This is a genomic window from Nonomuraea sp. NPDC059007, assembly GCF_042740555.1.
Taxonomy (GTDB): Bacteria; Actinomycetota; Actinomycetes; order Streptosporangiales; family Streptosporangiaceae; genus Nonomuraea.
On sequence record NZ_JBHYJD010000007.1, the window covers coordinates 22532 to 46535 of the forward strand.

The 24004-nt window shown below is 70.3% G+C and carries 22 protein-coding genes; 9 read left to right on the plus strand and 13 right to left on the minus strand.

All coding sequences use genetic code 11. The features are described 5' to 3' along the window. The first annotated feature begins 48 nt into the window (after nucleotides 1-48). From ACFWY5_RS13240 to ACFWY5_RS13255, 4 genes are read left to right on the plus strand one after another with little or no spacing between them, the layout of a single operon-like run. Nucleotides 49-1161 carry a sensor histidine kinase gene (locus tag ACFWY5_RS13240; protein ID WP_379609735.1) on the plus strand — a complete coding sequence of 371 codons (1113 nt, stop codon included), beginning with the start codon at nucleotides 49-51 and terminating at the stop codon, nucleotides 1159-1161. After that, nucleotides 1158-2231, plus strand: a complete 1074-nt coding sequence (locus ACFWY5_RS13245; protein WP_379631930.1) for a sensor histidine kinase — start codon at nucleotides 1158-1160, stop codon at nucleotides 2229-2231. The genes ACFWY5_RS13240 and ACFWY5_RS13245 overlap by 4 nt, the downstream gene beginning before the upstream one ends. Beyond that, a complete protein-coding gene (locus ACFWY5_RS13250) occupies nucleotides 2228-2827 on the plus strand; it encodes a response regulator transcription factor (RefSeq protein WP_184971824.1) in 600 nt (199 codons plus the stop codon). Before ACFWY5_RS13245 ends, ACFWY5_RS13250 begins: the two co-directional genes overlap by 4 nt. Before the next feature lie 7 nt (nucleotides 2828-2834). Continuing rightward, nucleotides 2835-3215, plus strand: a complete 381-nt coding sequence (locus tag ACFWY5_RS13255) for a hypothetical protein (RefSeq protein WP_379631932.1) — start codon at nucleotides 2835-2837, stop codon at nucleotides 3213-3215. A 319-nt stretch (nucleotides 3216-3534) separates the two neighbouring features. Here ACFWY5_RS13255 and ACFWY5_RS13260 read toward each other — a convergent pair whose 3' ends face one another. Then, nucleotides 3535-3891 carry a peptidase inhibitor family I36 protein gene (locus ACFWY5_RS13260; protein ID WP_379609732.1) on the minus strand — a complete coding sequence of 119 codons (357 nt, stop codon included), beginning with the start codon at nucleotides 3889-3891 and terminating at the stop codon, nucleotides 3535-3537. 344 nt (nucleotides 3892-4235) lie between these two features. Continuing rightward, nucleotides 4236-5465, minus strand: coding sequence for a class I SAM-dependent RNA methyltransferase (locus tag ACFWY5_RS13265; RefSeq protein ID WP_379609748.1), 1230 nt, complete (start codon nucleotides 5463-5465; stop codon nucleotides 4236-4238). A gap of 88 nt (nucleotides 5466-5553) precedes the next feature. Here ACFWY5_RS13265 and ACFWY5_RS13270 point away from each other — a divergent pair, with 88 nt between their 5' ends. Continuing rightward, a complete protein-coding gene (locus tag ACFWY5_RS13270; protein ID WP_379631934.1) occupies nucleotides 5554-7200 on the plus strand; it encodes an alpha/beta hydrolase in 1647 nt (548 codons plus the stop codon). Here the strand turns inward: ACFWY5_RS13270 and ACFWY5_RS13275 are convergent. After that, nucleotides 7178-9220, minus strand: coding sequence for an APC family permease (locus ACFWY5_RS13275; protein WP_379631936.1), 2043 nt, complete (start codon nucleotides 9218-9220; stop codon nucleotides 7178-7180). The two genes, ACFWY5_RS13270 and ACFWY5_RS13275, sit on opposite strands and share 23 nt — an antisense overlap. 102 nt (nucleotides 9221-9322) lie before the next feature. Between ACFWY5_RS13275 and ACFWY5_RS13280 the strand changes: the two genes are divergently transcribed. Both ACFWY5_RS13280 and ACFWY5_RS13285 read left to right on the plus strand, forming a co-directional pair. Further along, nucleotides 9323-9988 carry a potassium channel family protein gene (locus ACFWY5_RS13280; RefSeq protein WP_379609729.1) on the plus strand — a complete coding sequence of 222 codons (666 nt, stop codon included), beginning with the start codon at nucleotides 9323-9325 and terminating at the stop codon, nucleotides 9986-9988. Continuing rightward, complete coding sequence (locus ACFWY5_RS13285; RefSeq protein ID WP_379609728.1) at nucleotides 9988-10647, plus strand: potassium channel family protein; 660 nt, start codon at nucleotides 9988-9990, stop codon at nucleotides 10645-10647. Before ACFWY5_RS13280 ends, ACFWY5_RS13285 begins: the two co-directional genes overlap by 1 nt. A gap of 358 nt (nucleotides 10648-11005) precedes the next feature. Here the strand turns inward: ACFWY5_RS13285 and ACFWY5_RS13290 are convergent, their stop codons facing one another. From ACFWY5_RS13290 to ACFWY5_RS13315, 6 genes are read right to left on the minus strand one after another with little or no spacing between them, the layout of a single operon-like run. After that, the gene (locus ACFWY5_RS13290; RefSeq protein WP_379609727.1) at nucleotides 11006-11668 is read right to left on the minus strand and encodes a DUF3159 domain-containing protein; all 663 of its coding nucleotides are present in this window, start codon (nucleotides 11666-11668) and stop codon (nucleotides 11006-11008) included. A gap of 4 nt (nucleotides 11669-11672) precedes the next feature. Continuing rightward, nucleotides 11673-12062, minus strand: coding sequence for an OB-fold nucleic acid binding domain-containing protein (locus ACFWY5_RS13295; protein ID WP_184971835.1), 390 nt, complete (start codon nucleotides 12060-12062; stop codon nucleotides 11673-11675). 28 nt (nucleotides 12063-12090) lie between these two features. Next, a complete protein-coding gene (locus tag ACFWY5_RS13300) occupies nucleotides 12091-12729 on the minus strand; it encodes a DUF3710 domain-containing protein (protein WP_379609726.1) in 639 nt (212 codons plus the stop codon). A gap of 12 nt (nucleotides 12730-12741) precedes the next feature. After that, entirely contained in the window at nucleotides 12742-13212 is a 471-nt protein-coding gene (gene dut / locus ACFWY5_RS13305; protein ID WP_379609747.1) for a dUTP diphosphatase, read from the minus strand. A 20-nt stretch (nucleotides 13213-13232) separates the two neighbouring features. Beyond that, nucleotides 13233-13787, minus strand: coding sequence for a PaaI family thioesterase (locus ACFWY5_RS13310; protein WP_379631939.1), 555 nt, complete (start codon nucleotides 13785-13787; stop codon nucleotides 13233-13235). An 11-nt stretch (nucleotides 13788-13798) separates the two neighbouring features. Continuing rightward, nucleotides 13799-15025: an AI-2E family transporter gene (locus ACFWY5_RS13315; protein ID WP_379631941.1), complete on the minus strand. Its 1227-nt coding sequence runs from the start codon at nucleotides 15023-15025 to the stop codon at nucleotides 13799-13801. 86 nt (nucleotides 15026-15111) lie between these two features. On the opposite strand from ACFWY5_RS13315, the gene ACFWY5_RS13320 reads away from it, so the two are divergent. Beyond that, on the plus strand, nucleotides 15112-17250 hold the full coding sequence (locus tag ACFWY5_RS13320; RefSeq protein WP_379631943.1) for a DUF6351 family protein: 2139 nt from the start codon (nucleotides 15112-15114) through the stop codon (nucleotides 17248-17250). Here ACFWY5_RS13320 and valS read toward each other — a convergent pair. Further along, on the minus strand, nucleotides 17247-19745 hold the full coding sequence (gene valS / locus ACFWY5_RS13325; protein WP_379631945.1) for a valine--tRNA ligase: 2499 nt from the start codon (nucleotides 19743-19745) through the stop codon (nucleotides 17247-17249). The two genes, ACFWY5_RS13320 and valS, sit on opposite strands and share 4 nt — an antisense overlap. Nucleotides 19746-19824: 79 nt before the next feature. On the opposite strand from valS, the gene ACFWY5_RS13330 reads away from it, so the two are divergent. Next, nucleotides 19825-20103 carry a DUF4235 domain-containing protein gene (locus ACFWY5_RS13330; RefSeq protein WP_379609721.1) on the plus strand — a complete coding sequence of 93 codons (279 nt, stop codon included), beginning with the start codon at nucleotides 19825-19827 and terminating at the stop codon, nucleotides 20101-20103. On the opposite strand, the gene ACFWY5_RS13335 is transcribed toward ACFWY5_RS13330, so the two are convergent. From ACFWY5_RS13335 to ACFWY5_RS13345, 3 genes are read right to left on the minus strand one after another with little or no spacing between them, the layout of a single operon-like run. Continuing rightward, nucleotides 20084-21469, minus strand: a complete 1386-nt coding sequence (locus tag ACFWY5_RS13335; RefSeq protein ID WP_379609720.1) for a trehalose-6-phosphate synthase — start codon at nucleotides 21467-21469, stop codon at nucleotides 20084-20086. The two genes, ACFWY5_RS13330 and ACFWY5_RS13335, sit on opposite strands and share 20 nt — an antisense overlap. Before the next feature lie 13 nt (nucleotides 21470-21482). After that, complete coding sequence (locus ACFWY5_RS13340) at nucleotides 21483-23015, minus strand: FAD-dependent monooxygenase (protein WP_379631947.1); 1533 nt, start codon at nucleotides 23013-23015, stop codon at nucleotides 21483-21485. Then, nucleotides 22994-23941, minus strand: coding sequence for an MBL fold metallo-hydrolase (locus ACFWY5_RS13345; RefSeq protein WP_379631949.1), 948 nt, complete (start codon nucleotides 23939-23941; stop codon nucleotides 22994-22996). Before ACFWY5_RS13345 ends, ACFWY5_RS13340 begins: the two co-directional genes overlap by 22 nt. Between the last annotated feature and the right edge of the window lie 63 nt (nucleotides 23942-24004).

A 24004-nucleotide genomic window follows, 5' to 3' on the forward strand; every position in this document is an offset into this window, starting at 1 on the left:
CAGTAAGATTCTCCGGTCAGGGGGTATTTGCCGGAGGAGGAGCGTTTGATGGCGGCCCGGCCGGAGCTGGCCAGGAAAGTGCTGCTCTACTGGATGGACGGCATGATCGCGTTCATCGCGGTCGCCTTCGTCTTCATGCTGCTCGGCCTCGTCGGCAACCGCACGATCTCCGCTGGACACGCGCTGCTGGTCATCGCGCTCCTGCTGACGCAGTTCGCCCTCTTCCCGTTCATCCTGCGCGCCGCCTACGACGACAAGCCCAGGCCCACCGTCCTGCTGGTCGTCTCGGGGGTGGCCATGCTGGCCGCGGTCGCGCTCATCCCGCCGGGGCTCGGTGTCAGCACCTGGGAGATCGTCGCCGGTCTGTGGCTGGCCGGCGTGGCGATCCACTTCCCGTGGCGGGTGAGCGTCGCCGTCGGTACGGCCCTGGCCGCCATCACCATCCCCGTAACCATCCTCGTCGCCCAGATCTCCGTGCCCTTGGCCGTGCTGGGCGAGGCGGTCACCCTGGTGCTGACCCCGCTGGCCATGTGGCTGTGGGTGTGGCTCGGGCGCACGATCAGGGAGGCGCACGAGAGCCAGACCGCCAAGTCCCGCCTGGCCGTCGCCGAGGAACGGCTGCGCTTCGCCCGCGACCTGCACGACCTGCTCGGCCACAGCCTGTCGGTGATCAGCCTCAAGAGCGAACTTGCGGCGAAGCTGTCGGCCAAGGACACCGGCCGCGCCGCGGGCGAGATGGCCCAGGTCCGCGAGCTGGCCGGGGGTGCGCTCGCCGAGGTCCAGGCCGCCGTCGAGGGCTACCGCTCGCTCGACCTGTCTCGCGAACTGGCCACCGTACGCGCCGCCCTGGAGGCCGCCGGCGCCCGCTGCACGATCGAGGCCGGCACCGACGACCTGTCGCCCGCCGCCCGCTCGCTGCTCGCGTGGGCGGTACGCGAGGGCGCCACCAACATCCTCAAGCACAGTACGGCCACGCGCTGCTCCATCACCATCGACCGGGGCGTGCTGGAGATCCGCAACAACGGCGTGAAGGGACCCCAGCGCATGACCGGCAGCGGCCTGCGCGGCCTGTCGGAACGGCTGACCGCCGCCGGCGGCACGTTCTCCGCCTCGGCCACGGGCTCGGACGAGTTCCTCCTGCGCGCGGCGGTGCCGGCATGATCCGGGCCAGCAAGCTCGACAGGATCCGGTGGCTGGTCCTGTACTCCTGCGACTTCATCAACCTGACCGCCTTCCTCAGCCTCGCCCAGCTCGGCCTCGCCTTGGAGGAGAACTGGGCGCCCAAGCCCGCGATCATCGCCTTCCTCGTCGTGCTCGTGGTCTTCTACGCCCTGTCCACCCGGCCCCTGCGCATCGCGACCCGCGGCGGGCGGCGGCCGACCCTGCTTCTGGCGGTCACCGCCGTCATCGCGCTCGTGTTCACCGCCTTCACCATGTTCTGGCTGGTGCCGGTGTGGCTGGCGATCGCGTCGCCGTTCCTGAGCAGACGCGTCTTCTGGACCACGGCCGCCGTCGTCGCCGCCCTGACCGGCGTGTTCGTGGCCGTTCTCGGCGGTCTCCCGGCCCTGGGCATCCTGCTGGTCCTGCTGGTGATCGTGACCGGCGGCACGCTGGCCAACGTCCGGATCTGGCGGATCGCCCAGGAGGCCCACGAAGGCCAGGAGGCCAAGGCGGCGCTGGCCGTGTCGGAGGAACGGCTGCGCTTCGCCCGCGACCTCAACGACCTGCTCGGGCAGAGCCTCGCCGACATCGCCGCCGGGGCCGGGCGGGCCGAGAGCACGCTGGGCGCCGACCCCGAGCGGGCGGCGGCGGAGATGTTCGAGGTACGGGACCTGGCCAGGCGGTCGTTGCGGGAGGTTCGCACCGCCGTACAGAACTATCGGGCGCTCGACCTCGGCGAGGTGCTCGCGAGCGTGCGCGCCGTGCTGGAGGCGGCGGACGTGCACTGCGCGATCGACACCGACGACACCGGCGACCTGCCCGCCGAGGCCCGCACGCTGCTGGCCGCGGTGGTACGCGAGGGTGCCACCAACATCCTCAAGCACAGCACCGCCCAGCGGTGCACGATCACGATCAAGAATGGGGTGCTGGAGATGTCCAACGACGGGATCTCGGCGGACGCCGGCGAGCCCGGCGGGCTGCGCGGCCTGTCCCAGCGGTTGAGCGCGGCGGGCGGCACGCTGAGCGCCGGCGCCGCCGACGGCGTCTACCTGCTGCGGGCCGCGGTATGACCACGCGCGTACTGCTCGCCGACGACGAGCACCTGATCCGCGGCGCCCTCGCCGCCCTGCTCGACCTTGAGGACGGCATCGAGGTCGTCGCCCAGGTCGGCCGCGGCGACGAGGTGGTCCCCGCGGTCCGGGCCCACAACCCCGACGTGGCCGTCCTCGACATCGAGATGCCCGGCATGGACGGCCTGACCGCCGCCGAGCAGATCAGCGACCAGTGCAAGATCGTCATCCTGACCAGCCTGGGCCGCCCCGGCTACCTGCGCCGCGCGATGGCCGCCGGAGTCAGCGGATTCCTGGGCAAGGACGCCTCCGCCGAAGAGCTGGCGATGGCCATCCGCAAGGTGATGGCCGGCGGCCGCTACCTCGACGCCGAACTGGCCGCCGCCGCGATGGCCGCCGGCGACAGCCCGCTGACCGAACGCGAACGCGACGCCCTGCGCCTGGCCGGCGACGGCGCCCCCATCTCCCGCATCGCCACCGAACTCCACCTGACAGAAGGCACCGTCCGCAACTACCTGTCCAGCGCCATGACCAAACTCAACGCCCAGAACCGCCTGGAGGCCATCCGCACCGCCCAGCGCATGGGCTGGCTGTAGCCCTGGCATGACGGCGATCGAGAAGGTCCTCGTGGCGATCGCGACGGCCCTGCGGCCTCCGGCCAGGGCGTTCGCCTGGTGGCATCGGCAGCTCACACACCACCCCCTCGTGACGCCTGTCGCCTCCGGGGCGGCGTTCTTCTCCCTCTATGTGACGGCGGCGTGGATCACCGGAGAACGGCCCATGCCCTGGCCCGTCGCCGGCTTCTTGGCCGCGGGCATGACCGCCGCGGCCGGGCTGCGATCGCTGATCATCACATGGCGCCGCGCACCGATCGAGCCACCCGGCTCCGACGGATTCCGGCTACGGCGGGTTCTCGAACACCCCTCCCAGCCCGAGCACCAGCGCGATCACCATGGCGGCCAGCAGCGCCGTCAGCACGAATAAGTGAATCTTCCTGCCCAGCCGGACAAGGTTCTGAGCTTTGCGCCATTGCCGCTGGTGGGCTCGCTGAGCCCGTAGCTGGGCGATCTGCCGGCGGCTCGTGACCTTGAGCCTGCTCCGGTCGATCTCCTGCCGCTTCATGATCGTGCGTCACTCATGCGTCGTCAGCGCCCCTTCTGGCCTGGATCCTTCGACGTAGTCGTGTCGATCGCCGGTCAGGGCGGCGATGCGCCGTAGGAAGCCCGTCCCCGGTGCCGCACGGAGGGGACGGGCTCTTGCCGGGACCTACGCGCGGCGCGTGTGGTCTCGAATGCCTTGCTGACTAGCAGATGTAATGAACGCCGTCCGTGGTCGGGGGCGCCGGGAGGAAGCTCTCGCCGCCGTTCCTAGGCACCTGGGTGATGTGCACCCAGGCGCTCCCGTTCCAGTTCGCGAGATTGACCGGGACCGTGGTGTTGTTCCTGGCCGCGCGGGCACGGTCGCCTAGACCCTGGGCTCCGATGTTGACGAACGCGCAGATCAGAGGCACGGAATAGAACCTGACACCGTTGCCGTCGTAGAGGCAGAAACTTCCACTCGGGCAATCGAGGGCTGCCTTGGCCGACGCCTGCGCGGGCAGGGCGCCGGTTGCACTCACCGCGATCACGGCCGCAGCCGCGACGAGCATGATCTTGCGCATGCACACTCCCTTGTGGAACGAGGGCAGCCTTTGCCGCCCCCCTGACAGTTGCTGACTCCCAAGGTCTACCGTTGGACGATTGATTGGATTCGGGTCCGCAACGCTAATCAATCAATGGTGAACAATCGTCAAGGGGTCCGCCCCGACCTATGGCCCCGCCCCCGAGACGGCCAGAGTGGGGCTCCCGGCCGCCTGGGCGTCTGCAGTCGCTCTGCCCAGGTGATGGGCAGAGCTGTTCCTGTATCCAGCTAGTCCGTGATGGTCGCCGGCCCACAGGAACCCCCACGGCCCGGGTCGACGCCGGGGTTGAGTGTTGTTGCGTACCTGCTGGTCAAAGCCTCTTTCTAGGCCTTGACCAGCAGGGCCACGCACTCCACGTGGTGGGTCATCGGGAAGGCGTCGAAGGCGCGCAGGTCGGTGAGGGGGTAGCCGCGTTCGTCCAGCCAGGCCAGGTCGCGGGCCAGGGTCGCCGGGTCGCAGGAGACGTAGACGATCCTGGCCGCCTCCAGCGAGGCGATGCGGTCCACGACCTCGCGGCCCAGGCCCGAGCGGGGCGGGTCGACGACCACCAGGTCGGCGCGTTCGATCTGGAAGCGGTCCAGGGCTTCCTCCACCCGGCCTCTCTCCACCCTGGCCTGGGGGAGGTCGCGCAGGTTGGCGCGGGCGTCGCGGACGGCGGCGGCCTCCGATTCGAGGCCGAAGACGGCGCCCTCGTCGCCCACCCGCTCGGCCAGCGCGGCGGCGAACAGGCCCACGCCGCAGTACAGGTCCAGCGCCCATTCGCCGGGTTCGGGCTGGCCGTAGGTGAGGACGGCGTCCAGGAGGGTCTCCGCGGCGCCGGGGTGCACCTGCCAGAAGCCGCTGCCCGTCACCCGGAACTCGCGGTCGTCCGCCCGCTCGTGGAGGTTGCCGGAGCCGTGACGGGCGTCGCTGCGGCCCTTGCCCTGGTTGACGAGGATGGAGGCGGGTGCCTCCAGGTCGGGGACGGCGACGGTGCGGCGCGGGCGGGGCGCGATGACGACGTTGCGTTCGCCGCTCGACGACGCGATGACCTCCACCCCGGCGGCGCCCTTCCAGTTGTGCGCCTCGGCGCCCACCGCCTCCACCTCGGGGTGGGCGATGAGGCAGGCGTCGACGACCTCGATGTCGTGGGAGCGGTGGTGGCGGAAGCCGAGCTCGCCGCCGGGCGTGGCGGCGAACTGGACGCGGGTACGCCACCCGAGCCCGTCCTTGGCCCCAGGAACCTCCTCCACCACGATCTCGCGCTCGATCCCGGCCAGGCGGCGCAGTTGCTCGGCGACCACGTCGGCCTTCATGGCCCGCTGCGCCTCCAGCGTGACATGCTGCCAGTCGCACCCACCGCACCGGCCGGGACCGGCGTACGGGCACGGCGGCACGACCCGGTCGGGCGAGGCCTGGAGGATCTCGACGGCGTCGGCGCGCAGGAACCGGGTCGTCTCCTCGGTGACCCGGGCACGGACTCGCTCTCCGGGCAGTGCGTGGCGTACGAACACCACCCGCCCCTCATGGCGTGCCACGCACCAGCCGCCATGCGCGACCGGGCCTACCGTCAGCTCGAGAGTTGCCTGTTCCACAGCAGTACAGCCTAGGCCCTCACCCGGCCGACTCCACCGAGCACCACCTTAACTACGCTATGTAACCATGCACGAGGGGCGGGTGGTACGACGGCGGCTCGGGTTCGGGGGCACGCTGGCCGCCACGCTGTTCTTCTGCGCCTCGCTCACCCCGACGCTGCTGCCCAGGCCGTGGGTCATGCAGGGCGCGATGGGCGGGGTCACCGGCATCATCGGCTACGCCGTGGGCGCGAGCGCGGGCGCGGCGGGACGGGCGCTGATCGGCTACGGGCTGCCCGAGCGGGGGCGGGTGCTGGCCTGGCGGGTGCTGATCGCGGTGTGCGCCACGCTGGCGGGCGTGACGCTGTGGTACAGCCTCGGCTGGCAGGGCGACCTGCGCGCGCTCATGGGGATGACCAGGCAGATCACCTGGTTCCCGCCGGCGATCCTGGCGCTGAGCGTCGCGCTGTTCGCGCTCTTCCTGCTCCTGGCCCGGTCGGTACGGCTCGGCGGCCGCAAACTGATCACCTGGCTGGACCGCTTCGTCCCGGTGCCCATCGCCCAGGCCACCGGAATCGTCATCGTGACCGCCGTCGTCGGGGTGCTGGCCAACGACGTGCTGTTCTCGGGGTTCGTCAACGCGGTCAACGACGCCTCGTCGGTCGCCAACGGCACCACCGATCCCGGGGTGCGGCGACCGGGTTCGGTGAAGGTGTCCGGCGGCGCGGGTTCGCTGGTGGGCTGGGACGCCCTGGGGCGCGAGGGCCGCAACTTCACCGGGAGCGCGATCGCGACGCCCCGGTTGCGCGCCTTCTCCGGGAAGCGGCCCGCCGAGCCGATCCGGGTCTACGTGGGCCTGCAGGCGGCTCCCACACCGGCGGCCCAGGCGGCGCTGGCCGTACGGGAGCTGGAAAGGACGGGCGCGTTCGCGCGCCCGGTGCTCGCGGTGCTGGGGACGACGGGCACGGGGTGGGTGGACGAGCAGATCGCCGACAGCCTGGAGTACATGTACAACGGCGACAGCGCGATGGTCGCCCTGCAGTACTCCTACCTGCCGAGCTGGGTGTCGTTCCTGGTGGACCGCGGCAAGGCGGCGCGGGCGGGCGCGGCGCTGTTCGACGCGGTGCGCGCGCGGTGGGAACGGCTGCCGCCGGGCGAACGGCCGCTGCTGGTCCTGTCAGGGGAGAGCCTGGGCAGCTTCGAGCTCGAAGGCGCCTTCCGCGACCTGCCGGACCTGGTGAGCAGGGCCGACGGGGCGTTGTTCGTGGGGCCGCCGGACGCCAACCCGATCTGGCGGGCGGTGACCGCGGGGCGTGAGCCGGACAGCCCGGTGTGGCGGCCGGTGTACGAGCAGGGCAGGACGGTGCGCTTCGGGCAGTATCCGGATGACCTGTCCTGGCCGCCGGGGCCGTGGGAGCGGCCGCGCGTGGTGTATCTGCAGAACGCCTCCGACCCGGTCGTGTGGTGGTCGACCGACCTCATCTACGCCAAGCCGGAGTGGCTGACCGCGCCGCGCGGGCCGGACGTCAATCCGCAGATGAACTGGTTCCCGCTGGTGACGTTCTGGCAGGTGCTGGGGGACATGTCGGTCGCGCTGAACGTCCCGGCCGGGCACGGCCACGTCTACGGCGCGAACGTGGTGGAAGGCTGGGCGGCCATCGCCGCGCCGGACGGCTGGAGCGCCGCCGACACCGCCCGCCTCCACGCGCTGGTCAGCGCTCGTTCTTCCCCGTGAGCTGCTCGTCCTTGATGACCTGGTGCCAGGGACGGCGCACGGAACCCGGCGCGAACGGCTCGGGACGGCCCTTGAGCCGGTCGGAGGAGTGCAGCTGCCACGGGACGCTGGTCACCATCACGCCCGGCTTGAACAGCAGGCGCGCCTTGAGCCGCAGCGCGCTCTGGTTGTGGAGCAGGTGCTCCCACCAGTGGCCGACGACGTACTCGGGGATGAAGACGGTGATGACGTCGCGGGGCGAGCGGCGGCGCAGCGTCTTGACGTAGTCGAGGATGGGCTGCGTGATCTCCCGGTAGGGCGAGTCGAGCATCTTCAGCGGGACGGGGATGCCTCGCCGTTCCCACTCCTCCTGCAGGCGGCGGGCCTCGTCGCCCTCGACGCCGACGGTGATGGCCTCCAGCGTGGACGGGCGGGTGGCGCGGGCGTAGGCGAGGGCGCGCATGGTCGGCTTGTGCACCTTGGAGACGAGCACGATCGCGTGGTTGCGGGCCGGGAGCATCGACGGCTCGTACTCCTCGGTGATCTCCAGCTCGGCGGCGACGTTGTCGTAGTGGCGGCGGATCGCCTTCATCATCAGGAACAGGATCGGCATCGCGATGCACACGATCCACGCGCCGACCAGGAACTTCGTCAGCAGCACCACGATCAGCACCAGGCCGGTCATGATGCCGCCGAAGAAGTTGATCGTCCGCGAGCGGTGCATCTGGTGGCGTACGCGGGGATCGGTCTCGGTCTTCAGGTGGCGCGTCCAGTGGATGACCATGCCGGTCTGGCTGAGCGTGAACGAGACGAAGACGCCGACGATGTAGAGGTTGAGCAGGCGGCTCACGTCGGCCTGGAACCCCCACAGCAGCAGGCAGGCGCCCAGCGCCAGGATGACGATGCCGTTGGAGAAGGCCAGCCGGTCGCCGCGGGTGTGCAGCTGGCGCGGCAGGTAGCGGTCCTGGGCCAGGATCGAGCCGAGCACCGGGAAGCCGTTGAAGGCGGTGTTGGCCGCCAGGAAGAGGATCAGCGCGGTCACCGCCGAGATCACCACGAACAGCACCGAGCCGCTGCCGAAGACGGCGTCGGCCACCTGGGAGATGATCGGCTGCTGGTAGTAGCTCTCGCCGGCCGACTTGCCGTCGATGAGGATGTCCAGCGCCGGGTGCTCGGAGACCTTCACGCCGGAGACCAGGCCGAGCGCGATGATGCCGCCGAACATCGTGATCGCGACCAGGCCCATCATGAGCAGCGTGGTGGCGGCGTTCCTGCTCTTGGGCTTGCGGAAGGCGGGCACGCCGTTGCTGATGGCCTCGACGCCCGTGAGGGCGGCGCAGCCGGAGGAGAAGGCGCGCAGGATCAGGAAGGCGGCGGCGAAGGAGGTCAGGTTCGTCTGCTCGGCCACGATCCCGTAGTCGGCGGTGGGGGCCTTGAGGTCGTCGTCGAGGACCAGCAGCCGGATGCCGCCCCAGACGATCATGCCGATGACCGCGGCCATGAACGCGTAGGTCGGGATGGCGAAGGCGGCGCCCGACTCCCTGATGCCGCGCAGGTTGACGACCGTGAGCAGAATGACGATGGCGATGGCGACCGTGGGCTTGTGCTCGGCCACGAACGGCACCGTCGCGCCCACGTAGTCGACGCCGTTGGCGACCGAGACGGCCACCGTCAGCACGTAGTCCACCATGAGCGCGCTGGCCACGGTCAGGCCGGCGTTCTTGCCGAGGTTGGTGGTGGCGACCTCGTAGTCGCCGCCGCCGCTGGGGTAGGCGTGGACGTTCTGCCGGTACGAGGCGACCACCGTGAGCATCACGATGATGACGGCGATGGCTACCCATGGGCTGAAGTGGTAGAACGACACACCCGCCAGCGAAAGGATGACCAGAATCTCCTGTGGCGCGTAGGCCACCGAGGACAGGGCGTCACTCGCGAACACGGGGAGTGCGATGCGTTTGGGAAGCAGCTGTTCATGCAGCTGACCGCTGCGCAGCGCCCTGCCGACCAGGACGCGTTTCAGGAGATCCGTTACCTTCGCCACGTAAACCGATGCTAGCCCTCTCCTCCCGCCCGGCAGTTACGGCGCTCCCTTATCAGGCCATACTGATACACGAGACCTGCCAACCCGCGGACGGCGGAGAGTATGCATATAGTGATCATGGGTTGTGGCCGGGTGGGATCGACCATCGCCCACATCCTTGAGGACAACGGCCACTCGGTCGCGATCATCGACCGGGACCCGCAGGCGTTCCGCCGCCTGCGCGCCGGATTCCGCGGCCGCCGCGTCACCGGCGTCGGCTTCGACCGCGACGTCCTCATCGAGGCCGGCATCGAGTCGGCCGCCGCCTACGTGGCGGTCTCCAGCGGCGACAACTCCAACATCATCTCCGCCCGCGTCGCCCGCGAGACGTTCGGCGTCGACAACGTCGTCGCCCGCATCTACGACTCCCGCCGGGCCGAGATCTACCAGCGGCTCGGCATCCCCACGGTCGCCACCGTGCGCTGGACCGCCGACCAGATCCTGCGCCGCGTCCTGCCCGAGGGCGCGGAACCCCTCTGGCGCGACCCCACCGGCACCGTCATCCTGGCCGAGGTCACGGTGAACGCCGCCTGGGTCGGCACCCGCGTCGTCGACCTCGAAGAGCGGGCCGGGGCCCGGATCGCGTTCGTCAACCGCATGGGCGAGGCCCTGGTCGTCAAGCGCGAGACCATGGTCCAGGAAGGCGACATCCTGCACGTCATCGCCGCAGAAAACGACATGGACCGGATCAACAAGGTGCTCGCCGCGGCGCCGGAACAGGACCACTGATGCGCGTCGCCATCGCCGGCGCCGGAGCCGTCGGCCGCTCCATCGCCGCCGAACTCCTGGAGAACGGCCACGAGGTCCTGCTCATCGACATCGACCCCAAGGCCATCAAGATCGACACGGTGCCGCGCGCCGAATGGCTGCTCGCCGACGCCTGCGAGATCTCCTCCCTCGACGAGGCCGGGCTCAACAACTGCCACGTCGTCGTCGCCTCCTCCGGAGACGACAAGGTCAACCTCGTGGTCTCACTGCTGGCCAAGACGGAGTACGGCGTGCCGCGCGTCGTGGCCCGCATCAACCACCCGTCGAACGAGTGGCTGTTCAACGAGTCCTGGGGCGTGGACGTCGCCGTCTCCACGCCGCGCCTGCTGTCCGCGCTGGTGGAAGAGGCGGTGAGCGTGGGCGATCTGGTGAGGTTGATGACGTTCCGCCAGGGGCAGGCGAACCTGGTGGAGCTCACACTGGCCGACGACGCCCCGGTGGTGGGCCAGCGCGCCGGCTCGGTCCCCTGGCCCACGGACTCGGCCCTGGTCGCCATCCTCCGCGAGGGCCGCGTCCTCGTCCCCACCGCCGACGACCCGCTCGAAGCCGGCGACGAGCTCCTCTTCGTCGCCAACCAAGAAGTCGAGCAAGATCTAGCGCACCTGCTGTCCTCTCACTGACTTTCCCTTCAAGCCCCACCATCCGTTACGGCAAGCCGCAGCCACCCCCACCCGCCGCACGTGGCCGGCCTCTGTCCAGGGACACGGCCGTCCAGCGTGCGGGGCGGGCCACCATAACGCCCGCCCCGAACCCGGCTACCGCTGACAAACACGTGTGCCCGGGGTTTCCGGAGCAGCGTCGGGTGGCCGGCGGGGCGGTCGTAGCGGCGGCCGGCCACGCACGCTGGACGGCCGTTCCCCTGGACGGGGCCCGGCCCTGTGCGGCGGGTGGGGGTGGCTGGGGCCGGCCGTAACGGAAAAAGGGCCGGAAAGAACCGCCACACACCCCTAGCCGCACACAGCAACCAGAAAAAGAAGATCAGGCAATCGACGGCTTGATGGGCGTGCGGCCGCGGCCCAGGAGCCAGAGCATGGCGGCCAGGGCGGCGACCTGGAGGGGCCAGCCCATCAGGATCTTGGTGATGCCCAGCGCCGCCACCGCCTCGTCGCCTCCGTACAGGTAGACGGGCAACTGCACCGCCACCCGCACCACGCACGGCACCATCAGCAACCACGTCAGCCGCGTGCACAGCCGCACGATCCCCGGGTCCTTGTGCCAGGCCGTCGGGTCGCCCGTGACCGAGCCGATGAGGAAGCCCACGACCGGCCAGCGGGTCACGATCGAGATGAGCATCGCCACCGAGTAGCCGGCGTTCCAGAGGATTCCGGGGAGAAAGTACGCCTTCGCGTCACCCGAGCGGCTGGCGAAGAAGGCGCCGATGGCGATGCCGATGAGGCTGTTGATCACGAACTGCGGCGTGGAGCGCTGCACGAGGCGCGCCAGGAGCAGCAGCACCGCCAGCGCGATGCTGACGATGAGCGAGGTTTTCAGCTGCTCCGTGGTGATCCACGTGACGGTGAAGGCGATCGTGGGCACCGCGGCCTCGATCATGCCACGCACGCCGCCCAGTGCCTTGCTGAGCTGGGCGCGCACCGCCGACTCGACGGTGTCGTGGGCGACTTCCTCGGCCTCGGCGCTCACCTGATCAGCTCCCTGGACGCAGTTCGTATCGTGGATTGAACATCACCTTGCGCCCGTCCTGCATGCTGACCAGGCCCTCGGCCTTGACGATGCGACCGGGTTCGATGCCCGCGATCCTTCGGCGGCCGAGCCAGACGAGGTCGATCACGTCGGACCCGTCGTAGAGCTCGGCCTCCAGCGCGGGCGCCCCACCTCGGGGACGCAGCGTCACGGTACGTAGCGTACCGGCTACGCAGAAGCGGCGTCGGCCGCCGCACCTGACGATGGGAGTGGCGCCGGCCTGGTCGGCGTCCTCCCGCAGTTCCTGAGCTTCGATCTCGGACTGCGGGGAGGCAAGCCGGCTGAAGAAGCCGCGCAATCCCCCGCGTTTGTGGGGCTCTGCCGTACTCGTCATGATGACTCAGCTTATGTGATGAGAGGCGTCAGCGAATCTCACTGATTTCAGGTCCTCGCTGGAACGGGTTGAGCCCGGGGTCGGGCGCGTCCTGTTCCGGGGTGTTCTCGTTGGGACGGCGCAGCGGGATCGCCTCTTCCCTGGCCATCGGGTCGCTGCCGCGCACCACGACGATGTCCCTGATGAAGTCGAGGAACTCCTCCGCGACCTTCTCGTCGAGGGCGGCCCGGCCGCTGATGATGGCCAGCAGCAGCCAGCGCGGGCCGTCGACGCCGAGGTAGCGGATCTGGCGGCGTTCGCCGTCGGACTCGACCTCGCCCCTCAGCTCGGCACCCAGCGGGCCCTCGCTCACGGACAGGCCGCTCGCGGTGCTGGTGATCTTGGTGCGTACCTCGTCCCACAGGCCGGAGGACTTGGGCGCGGCCATCGCCTGGACCTGCAGCGTGCTCTCCTCGTAAAGGGCGATCACGCTGACGTGCTGGTCGCCCATGGCGGCCAGGCGGATGTCGAAGGCCGGGTGGTGCGGGACCCGCAGGCCACCCAGGTCGATCCGGTCTGACTCCGGGTGCGTCTCGTCGGCGTCCCAGGGACCCGACTCGCGGCCGGGCTCGCGTGCCGCCGATTCCTCGGCGACCGGCTCCTGCTCGCGACGCTTGCGTCGGAACACGTTCCTCACTCCTTAACGTCCGGTAGAACCAAAGCCGCCGTTGCCGCGTGCCGATCCGGGCAGGCGCTCGACCTCGGCGAAGGCGGCGCGCTCCACACGCTGGATGACCAGCTGGGCGACCCGGTCGCCGCGGCGCAGGCGGAAGGCGTTCTTGGTGTCGGTGTTGATCAGCGTCACCTTGATCTCGCCACGGTATCCGGCATCGACGGTGCCGGGGGCGTTGACGAGGGTCACGCCGTGCTTGGCGGCCAGGCCGGAGCGCGGGTGCACGAACGCGGCGTAGCCGTCGGGCAGCGCGATCGCCAGTCCGGTGCCGACCATCGCGCGCTCGCCGGGCAGCAGTTCGACGTCCTCGGCGGCGTAGAGGTCGGCGCCGGCGTCGCCCGGATGGGCATAGGACGGCGGCGGCAGCTCGCGGTCGAGCCGCTGGATCAGGACCTCCGTGTCCGTCGGGCGCGCGAGGCTCGCGCGCCTCCCGTCCACTGCGCCGGACTCGCTCCCGCTCACGGGTTCACCTCGTACTCGTGATGTTCGGCCGCCATGGCCTCGGCGTCGCCGTGCCGCGCGAAGTGCTCCATGTTCACCTCGACGAACAGCGCCGCGGCGCGGACGGCGACCGGGCCGTCGGGGGCGCCCACGCGCCCCTCAGCCTCAAGGTACGCCTTCCGCCCCGCCACACCGGTGCACCAGGCACGCAGGTGGAGTGTCGTGCCCACGGGAACCGGGAGGAGGTAGTCGGTCTCCAGGCGGGCCGTGACATACGGCTTGTGGAACAGCCAGATGGACATTCCGATGACTTCGTCCATCGCCGCGGCGAGCACGCCGCCGTGCGCCAGCCCCGGCGCTCCCTGGTGGGCCGTGCCGACGGTGAACTCCGCCTCGACCGTGGCCCCGTCGGGCGTGCGGGCGGCGAGGTGGAGTCCGGTCGGGTGGTCGGCGCCGCAGCCGAAGCACCGGCTGTAGTGGGAGCCGAGCGCCGAACCCGGCGGGGGCGCGTTGAGGTGCGCCTTCGGCTGGTCCGCGCCCTCGGGAGGCGTGGTCAGGGAGGAACGTGTCACGGGTGACGAGGTTACTCCTTGCCGGAGACCGCCACGTCCTCGGCGGCCGCACCGGGCTCGGCGGACGCTTCCGGCGCGGGGGCGCCAGGCTCCGTGGGCGCTTCCGGTGTGGAGGCGCCGGGCTTGCCGGGAGTGGGCTTCGCGGGCGCCCGCGGCGTGGACGGGTCGGCGGGCGGGAGTTCCTGCGGCGGATCGTGGCGCAGCTCGGGCAGCGCCCGGTAGATGACGGCGGCCACCGGGACCGCCACGACCGCGCCCGCGATGCCGCCCATGATGCCGCCGATCGCCAGCACCAGGATGATCGCCAGCGGGTGGAAGTTGAGCGCCCGCCCGACGATCAGAGGCTGCAGCACGTGGTTTTCCAGCTGCTGCTCGACGATGAGCACGATGAGGAAGACCAGCGCCTTCCACGGCTCGACCGAACCGAGCGTGACAAGCGTGGCCACGGTGCCGGCGAAGAAGATGCCGACGATCGGGATGAAGCTGGCCAGGAAGATCAGTACGGCCAGCGCCGCCCAGAGCGGCACCCCCAGCCCGGCCAGCACGATGCCCATGATCACGCCGTGCACCGCGGCGACCGCGACCGTGCCCTGGACGTAGTGGGAGATCGTGACCCATGCGGCGGTGCCGGCCCTGTCGACCCGCGGCGCCATGCTGCCGAAGCCCTTCAGGAACCAGCCCCAGATCCGGTCGCCATCCTTGAGCAGGAAGAACGTGACGAACAGCAGCAGCACGATCGAGGCCAGGATCTCCACGAAGACCTGACCGGCGGCCAGAGCGGTGCTGGTCAGCGCCGCCTGCTGCTGGGTGATCCAGCTCGTGATCTGCCCGGTCCACTTGCTGAGCTCGGCCTCGCTGAGATGCAGCGGCCCCACCAGCATCCAGTCGCGCACGTTGTTGATCGTCGCGGTGATCTGCTTGGCGAGCTGCGGGAACTCCTCGCTGGCCCGCGTGCCCACCAGCCAGCCGGTGCCGCCCAGGATGGCCAGCGCCACCAGCATCGTCAGCCAGGTGGCGTAGATCGGGCGCAGCCCGACCCCGCGGAAGAAGCGCGTCAACGGATAGAGCAGGGCGGCCAGCAGCAGCGCGATCGCCACCGGCAGCGCCACGAAGCTCAGCCTGGCGATGACCTGCGCGAAGACGTAGACGACCACGCCGACGAGGATCAGGCAGGCACTCCACGCCGCCATGCGGGCCAGGACGGGCGGCACGAGTTTCGTCAGTCGGTCGGAGAACACGTGTTCAAGACTGGCACGTCCCACCGACAGATGCGCGCAGATATTCGGGCCTGGGCAAGGTCAGCGGCCCATGTCACGTTCGACGCATGAAGGCTGTCCCGATCTTAGTGGCGCTCCTCATGGCGCTGTCCGGTCTCACCGCCCTGCCCGCCCACGCGGGCGGCGGCCTCGCGCTGGAGGTGCTCTCCAGCCGCGCCGACCAGGTGAGCGGCGGCGACGCCCTGCTGAGGGTAAGACTCGCCCCGCGGCTGAAAGTGCTGCGCAACGGCGAGGACGTGACCTCGGCCTTCGCCCCCGACCCGGGCGGCAGGACGGCGACCGGCCTGGTGACCGGCCTGCGCTCGGGCGAGAACCTGGTCACCGCGACGGCGCGGCCGTACCGGGACGTGCTGCGGCTGCGCAACCACCCGATCTCGGGACCGATCTTCTCGGGCCCACAGCAGTACCCGTTCGTCTGCAAGACCGAGCGCACGGGCCTCGGCCCGCCCGTGGCCGACAACCAGGACCGGCAGGGTTACCGGGTCGAGGGCGGCTGGAGCAAGGACTGCTTCGCCCCGTCGGTCACCGACCGGATCTACCGCTCGACCGGCGGCCAGTGGAAGCCGATGCCCGCCGAACGCCCGGCCGACATGTCCACGACGAAGCTGCTCGACGGGCGCACCGTCGACTTCGTGGTCAAGCGCGAGCGCGGCGTCGTCAACCGCTTCCTCTACTCGATCGCGGTCGTGGAGGGCGGCTGGAACCAGCGGGCCATGTACCGCTTCGACGGCGGCGTCGCGATCGGCCGCGACCAGGGCACGCTCGGCGGCAGCGCCCTCGACCCGCACGGCCTGGGCCTGGGTTACGCGATCCTGCACTCCTCCGGCACGCGTACCTCGACCCACTACAACCTGATCGTCGGCGGCGAGACCGCCCTGATGGTCAAGGAACGCTTCATCGAGCTGTACGGCAGGCCGCTCTACACCGTGGGCGTGGGCGGCTCGGGCGGCGCCATCCAGCAGTACGTCTACGCCCAGAACCACGGCGACCGGATCATCGACGCCGCCATCCCCCAGTACTCCTATCCCGACATGGTCACCCAGACCATCCACATCGGCGACTGCGAGCTGCTCGAACGCTACATGGACGCCACCCCGCGCTGGGCGAACTGGAACTCCAGGACCGCCCTGATCGGCCTGAACGCCAGCGACACCGTCGCCAACCCGTACACGAGGCAGCCGGGCGCCAGCGAGTGCGTGATCGGCTGGCGCGGCCTGACCCCGCTGGCCATGAACCCGAAGTGGACCGACGACAACGACCCCGAGTGGGCCAAGATGGACCCGCCGGGCGTCAAGGACACCGTCCACTGGACCCACTGGGAAGACCTCAAGAACGTCTACGGCGTCGGCCCCGACGGCTACGCCCGCTCCCCCTGGGACAACGTCGGCGTGCAGTACGGCCTGAAAGCCCTGCGCGACGGCGTCATCACGCCGGAGGAGTTCCTGGACGTCAACGAGAAGGCGGGCTCGTGGAAGGAGTCGCGCGACATGGTCCAGGAGGGCTGCCCGTTCGTCCCGGCCGCCTGCCCGGCCGACTGGGACCCGTGGAGCGCCCGCAACATCGGCCCCGGCCGCAGGACCGGCGACCCGGTCGCGATCCGCAACGTCGAGCGCAGCGGCCTGGTCTTCAGGGGCGACATCGACATCCCGGTCATCGACTGGCGCCACTACCTGGAGGACCAGCTCGACATGCACAACAGCCACCAGTCGTTCGCCTCGCGGCGGCGGATGCTCGACCATGACGGCGACGCCGGCAACCAGGTGATCTGGTTCACCGACGCCCGGCCTGACGGGCCGCGCTTCGACCAGACGCCGCAGGCGCTGGAGGTCATCGACGCGTGGATGGCCAACATCCGCGAGCGCCCGTGGCGCGGGGTGTCCGGCAACAAGCCGCCGCTGGCGGTGGACCGCTGCTTCGCCACCGACGGCACGCAGATCGCGGCCGGCCGCGGCGTGTGGAACGGCATCCTCGACCGCCGCGAGCCGGGCGCCTGCACGAAGGCGTTCCCGCTGTACTCGACGAGCCGGATCGTCGCGGGCGGCCCGATCGAGGGCGGGGTCTTCAAGTGCCGGCTGCAGCCGGTCGCCAAGGCGATCGCCCGCGGCCTGTACGGCACGTGGAACCCGGCCCCCGCCGAGCGCGCGCGGCTGGACGCGGTCTTCCCGGCGGGGGTGTGCGACTACTAGCCGAGCTCCACCTCGACGGTGAGCGACTCTCCCGGTTCCAGGACGAACTCCTCGACGTTGCCGGCGCCGCAGAGGTCGTCCTGGGCCAGCCGTACCAGCGCCACCTCGGGGCCGGTGACGGTCAGCCTGGACACCTCGGCCCGCATCGACTGCTTGGCCTCGGACTTGGCCTTGCGCACCCGGCGCAGGATCTCCGAGGCCACGGTCAGCACGGCGGGGTCGCCGGCGCCGGGGGCGGCCTGCGGCCACGCGGCCCGGTGGACCGAGCCCTCGCGCCACCACGACCAGACCTCTTCGGTGACGAACGGCAGGAACGGCGCGAACAGCCGCAACTGCGTCTCCAGCGCCCGCCGCAGCGCCACGATCGCCGAGGCGTCCCCCTCGTACGCCCGCGCCTTGACCAGCTCCAGATAGTCGTCGCAGAACGACCAGAAGAACCGCTCGGCGACCTCAAGGGCCCTGGTGTGGTCGTAGGACTCGAAGGCCCGGCCCGCCTCGCCGACGGCCTCGTCCAGCGCGGCCAGCATGGACAGGTCCAGCGCCTCGGTCACCTCGCCGCCGACCTCGCCGAAGCCGAGCACGAACTTCGAGGCGTTGAGGATCTTGATGGCCAGCCTGCGGCCGACCTTGAGCTGGCCGGGGTCGAAGGCGGTGTCCACGCCATAGCGGCCGTTGGCGGCCCAGTAGCGCACGGCGTCGGAGCCGTACTGCTCCAGCAGCGCCATCGGGGTGACGACGTTCCCCTTGGACTTGGACATCTTCTTGCGGTCGGGGTCGAGGATCCACCCCGACACCGCCGCGTCGCTCCACGGCAGGCCGCCGAACTCCAGGTGCGAGCGGGTCACCGTGGCGAACAGCCAGGTGCGGATGATCTCGTGCGACTGCGAGCGCAGGTCCATGGGGAAGACCCGGCGGAACAGGTCGTCGTCGGTCTCCCAGCGGCCGGCGAGCTGCGGCGTCAGCGAGGACGTGGCCCAGGTGTCCATGACGTCGGTGTCGCCGGCGAAGCCGCCGGGCACGCCGCGCTGGTCCTCGGTGTAGCCGGGCGGCACGTCCGAGGACGGGTCGACCGGCAGCATCTCCTCCGGCGCCAGGATCGGCTCGTCGTGCAGCCGGTTGCCGGAGCCGTCGAGCTTGTACCAGACGGGGAACGGCACGCCGAAGAAGCGCTGCCTGGAGATGAGCCAGTCGCCGTTGAGCCCTTCGACCCAGTTGTCGTAGCGCACCCGCATGTGCGGCGGATGCCACTTCAGCTCCCGCCCGCGCTCCAGCAGCCGCTCGCGCAGCGCCTGGTCGCGCCCGCCGTTGCGGATGTACCACTGGCGGGTGGTGACGATCTCCAGCGGCTTGTCGCCGCGCTCGTAGAACTTCACCGTGCGCTGGACGGGCTTGGGCTCGCCGTCGAGGTCGCCGGACTCGCGCAGCATCTCCACGATCCGCTCGCGGGCGCTGTGGACGGTCTTGCCGGCCAGTTCCTTGTACGGCTCGCCGTCCACGCCCTCCGGCGGCTCGGGCAGCAGGCGCCCGTCCCAGCCGATGACCGACCGCGTGGCCAGCCCCAGCTCGCGCCACCAGGTGACGTCGGTGACGTCGCCGAAGGTGCAGATCATCGCGATGCCGGAGCCCTTGTCCATCTCGGCCAGGCGGTGGGCCACGATCGGCACCTCGACGCCGAACAGCGGCGTGAGCACGCTCGTGCCGAACAGCGGCTTGTAGCGCTCGTCGTCGGGGTGGGCCACCAGCGCCACGCAGGCGGGGATGAGCTCGGGCCGGGTGGTCTCGATGAAGACCGGCCCCTGGTCGCCGTAGAAGGAGATCCGGTGGAAGGCGCCGGGCCACTCGCGATCCTCCAGCTCCGCCTGGGCGACGGCGGTGCGGAAGGTGACGTCCCAGAGCGTCGGCGCCTCGGCGAGGTAGGCCTCGCCGCGCGCGAGGTTGCGCAGGAAGGCGCGCTGCGACACCGCGCGGGAGTCGTCGCCGATCGTGGTGTAGAGCAGCGACCAGTCGACCGACAGGCCGACGCGCCGCCAGACCTCCTCGAAGGCCTGCTCGTCGATGGCGGTCAGCTTGTGGCACAGCTCGACGAAGTTGCGCCGCGAGATGGGGATCTCCCGCTTGCCCGGCTTGTCCGGTGGAGCGAACTCCGGGTCGTAGGGCAGGGAGGCGTCGCCGCGCACGCCGTAGACGTTCTGCACCCGGCGTTCGGTGGGCAGGCCGTTGTCGTCCCAGCCGATCGGGTAGAAGACCTCGTAGCCCGCCATCCGCTTGTAGCGGGCCATGATGTCGGTGTGGGTGTAGGAGAAGACGTGTCCGACGTGCAGCGAGCCGGAGACGGTGGGCGGCGGGGTGTCGATCGAGAAGATCTCCGGCCGCTCACGGGTACGGTCGAAGCGGTAGACGCCTTCGTCCTCCCAGCGGGCTACCCATACCTGCTCCAGGCCGTCGAGAGTCGGTTTCTCCGGCATGGCGGCATGGCGTAGTCGCTGTTGAGTCATGCCTCCTTATGGTACGGCTTCGCACGGCTCGCAGAAGCTAGAGACTAGTGTTCGTTACATAGGCGAAGGAGTGATCAGGATGGCGGACGACAAGCCGGATGTCGCGTGGCGGGTGATCGGCGGTCTGGTGGGTCTGGTGACGGCCTGGGCGGCCAGGAAGCTGCTCGGGATCGTCTGGGTCAAGGCGACGGGCAAGGAGCCCCCGATCGACTCGGAGTCCCCCGAGGTCAGCATGGGTGAGGCCATCGGCTACGCGGTCGTGATGGGCGTCGGCATGTCGGTGGCGCAGATCGTGGTCAACAAGACCGCGAAGAAGCGCTACGACGCCTGGAAGGCGCTCAAGACTCCAAAGCCGTGAGAAACTCGCTGGCCCAGCGGTCGACGTCGTAGGTGGCCACCCGGCGCCGCATCGTGCGCATCCGCCGGGCCAGCTCGTGCGGCGAGGCGTTCATGGCGGCCATCATCTCCCGTTTGAGTCCCTCCACGTCGTACGGATTGACCAGGTACGCCGAGCGCAGCTCGGAGGCGGCCCCGGCGAACTCGCTCAGCACCAGCGCGCCCTGCAGATCGTGGTGGCAGGAGACGTACTCCTTGGCCACGAGGTTCATCCCGTCGCGCAGCGGCGTCACGACCATGATGTCGGCGGCCAGATAGAGCGCCGCGAGTTCCTCCCGGTCATAGGACTGGTGGAAGTACTGGACCGGCTGGGCCCCCAGCACCGAGTGCTCGCCGTTGATCCGGCCGACCTGCAGCTCGATGTCGTCGCGCAGCCGCCGGTACTCCTCGACCCGCTCCCTGCTGGGCGTCGCGATCTGCACGAACACCGCCTCGCCCGGGGCCAGGCTCTCATCGCGCAGCAGTTCCCCGAAGGCTTCGAGCCGCTGGCCGATGCCCTTGGTGTAGTCGAGCCGGTCGACGCCGAGCAGCACGTGCTCGGGATCGCCGAGCTCGACCCGGATCTCCTTGGCCCGGTGCATGATGTGCGGCTCGCGCACGAGCGTGTCCAGCTCGGAGAAGTCGACGGAGATCGGGAACGCCTGGGTGGTGACGACCCGGTCCTCCAGGAAGATCTCGTTGCTCTTGTACGGCAGGCCGAGCAGCCGCCTGCACAGCATCCGGAAGTTGGCCGCCCCGCCGGGGAGCTGGAAGCCGACCAGGTCCGCCCCGAGCAGCCCTTCGACCAGCTCGCGCCGCCACGGCAGCCGCCAGAACAGCTCGACGGGCGGGAACGGGATGTGCAGGAAGAACCCGATGCGCAGGTCCGGCCGCATCTTGCGGAGCATCGCGGGCACCAGCTGCAGCTGGTAGTCCTGCACCCACACGACCGCGCCCTGCTCGGCGACCTCGGCGGCGGCCTGCGCGAAGCGCTCGTTGACGGTGCGGTAGGACTCCCACATCTCGCGTTCGAACACCGGCGGTGCGACCACGTCGTGGTAGAGCGGCCAGAGCGTCGAGTTGGAGAAGCCCTCGTAGTAGAGCTCGACCTCTTCCGAGGTCAGCGGGACGGGGATGAGGTCCATGCCGTCGTTCTCGAACGGCTCCAGGAGTTCGTCGGCGGCGCCGTGCCAGCCGAGCCAGGCGCCTTTGCGGCGCTGCATGACCGGGGCGATGGCGGTGACCAGTCCTCCAGGGCTTCGACGCCACGATGCCGTTCCGTCAGGCCCTACCGTGCGGTCCACCGGCAGGCGGTTCGCCACGATCAGGAACGAGCTACGGCTGGTCACCAAGGATTCCCTCCTACGACTCACTGTACGCAAGCCGCAAGGCACGGCTCACGGCGGCCGCCACCTCTTCGGTCCCCGCATGGGGGATCATCGCGGCGATGTGGGCGTCGGGCCTGACGAGCCATACCTCATCCGGCGCCGCACCGAGAGTCTCGGCCAGGGCTCCGGTCCCATCGATCTCCGCGAGCTCGCGAACGGCGAGCGGCGCCGTAGTCACCTTCCCCGGGATCTGGGCAAACAAACTCGAATCACACATTTCACCCAGGAGTAGCAGGAAACCGCTCCTGCACATCTCGCGCAGCCGTCCGCCAGGCATGGGGCAGTCGGGAAGGATCACCCCGGGCGCCGGAGCCGGGCTCTGTCCCCTGGGCGGACGCCCGGCGAAGGGGCGGCCCGGCGTGGTGAGCGGGGAGTCGACGTACCAGTACGGCTCGGCGAAGCGCCCGGAGTCGACCTCCTCGATCGCGCCCCGCTCCAGCACGTCGCGCCGGTGCGCCCGCCCGGCCTCGTCCGTGGGCACCAGGAAGCGCATGGTGGCCGTGGTGACCTCCAGGTTCTCCCGGGCGGCGGCGTGCCGTTCGTCGTGATAGGTCTCCAGCAGTTCCTCCGGCGCCCAGCCGCGCAGGACTGCGGCCAGCTTCCAGGCGGCGTTCTCGGCGTCGGGCACGCCGGAGTTGAGCCCGCGGGCGCCGAACGGGGCCACGAGGTGGGCGCAGTCCCCGGCCAGCAGGACCCGTCCCACGCGCATCCGGGAGGCGATCCGGGAGTGGAAGCGGTAGACCGACTGCCAGACGAGCTCATACGGCCGGTCACCGATGATTTGCCTGATTTTTCGCGAAATATCATCTGATGTTGCGAGGTAGCCGGGCGGGACCTGCCAGTCGATCCGATACGTCGAGCCGGGACACGGGTGGATGAGGACCTGGCGGCCGGGGTTCCACTCCGGATCGAAGTAGAAGCGGCGCTCCTGCTCCCAGCCCGGCAGATCGGCCCGGATGTCGCAGATGAGGAACTGGTCGTCGAAGGAGTGCCCGTCGAAGGTGACGCCGAGCGCCTGCCGTACCCCATGGGCGCGGGCGCCCGCGCAGGCCAGCACATAGGGCGCGCGCGTCACCCGATCGCCGCAGCGGACCGTCACCTCCTCGCCGTCCTGCTCCAGGCCGGTCACCTCGTGGTCCCAGCGCACCTCGATCAGCGGCTCGGCGGCGATGGCCGCGTCGAGCAGTTCCTCGGTGCGGGCCTGCGAGATGTTGACGAACGGCGGCAGCGGGCCCTGCGCGCCGAAGCTCCACGAGAACAGCTCGCGGTCGCGGTAGTAGGTGCGCGCGGTGGTCCAGGTCAGGCCCTCCTCGGCCACCTGCGGCACGCCCAGCCACGACCAGAGGTCGAGCACGTCGCGCTGCTGGCAGATCGAACGCGAGCCCTCCAGGTCACGCGCCGGCCTGCGGTCCAGGACCAGCACCCGCAGCCCCCAGCGGGCCAGCAGCAGCGCCGCCGTCTGGCCGACCGGGCCCGCGCCGACCACTATGACTGCAGGGCCGCCCATACGTCCCTGTCCCTCTCTGCGGTCCAGATGACCGGGCGCTCGATCCCGTGCAGCTCGTCCCACAGCCGCGAGACGTCGAACGGCAGGCAGTGCTCGAAGATCGGCCAGCGTCCGTAGCGGGGCGCGAGCGCCGCGTGGGTGCGCTCGAAGGCCTCCTTGAGCGTACGGCTGCCGCCCACCTCCCTGATCATCACGTCCAGGAACTCGCGGGTCTGGGCGATGGCCGCCTCGACCCCGTCCTTGCCCGTCGCGACCGCGCCCCTGCCGCCGACCAGCGTCTCCGCCCCGAACGCCGCCACCCGGTCGAGCGTGCCCGACGCCCAGTCGCGGTGGAAGGCGTCGCCGGTGTACAGGGCGGCCTGCGACTCCACGAGGTCGCCGGCGAACATGATCCGGTGCTTCGGCAACCACATCACCAGGTCGCCCTCGGTATGGCCGCGCCCGCAGTACTGCAGGACCAGCTCACCCCTGTCGCCGCCCAGCTCGATGGTGAAACGGTCGCTGAACGTGGCGGTGGGCCAGGTCAGGCCGGGGATCGAGGCGGGCTCCTTGAACAGGCGCGGCATCCTGCCGTACTCGCTGGCCCAGTCCTGCTCGCCGCGCTCGGCGATGAGCTCGCGGGTCTTCTCGTGCGCCACGATCACGTCAGCGCCGAACGCCGACGCGCCCAGGACCCGCACCGCGTGATAGTGGGACAGGACCAGGTAGCGCACCGGTTTGTCCGTGTGCTCACGCAGCTTCGCCAGCCACTCGCGGGCGGCGACCGGGGTGGCCAGCGCCTCGAAACACACCACGAAATCCTCGCCCTCGACCGCGCCCACGTTGGGGTCGCCTTCGGCGGTGAGCGCGTAGACGCCCTCGGCCAGGACATGCAGCGTCTGCCGCTTCTCGCCCAGATCCTCCGATGAGGCGAACGGCTTGGCCATCTTCTTCCGCTCCTTCACAACAGGCGCTTCCCCGGCTCTTTCCGGCTTTCCGCTTCCCCAGCT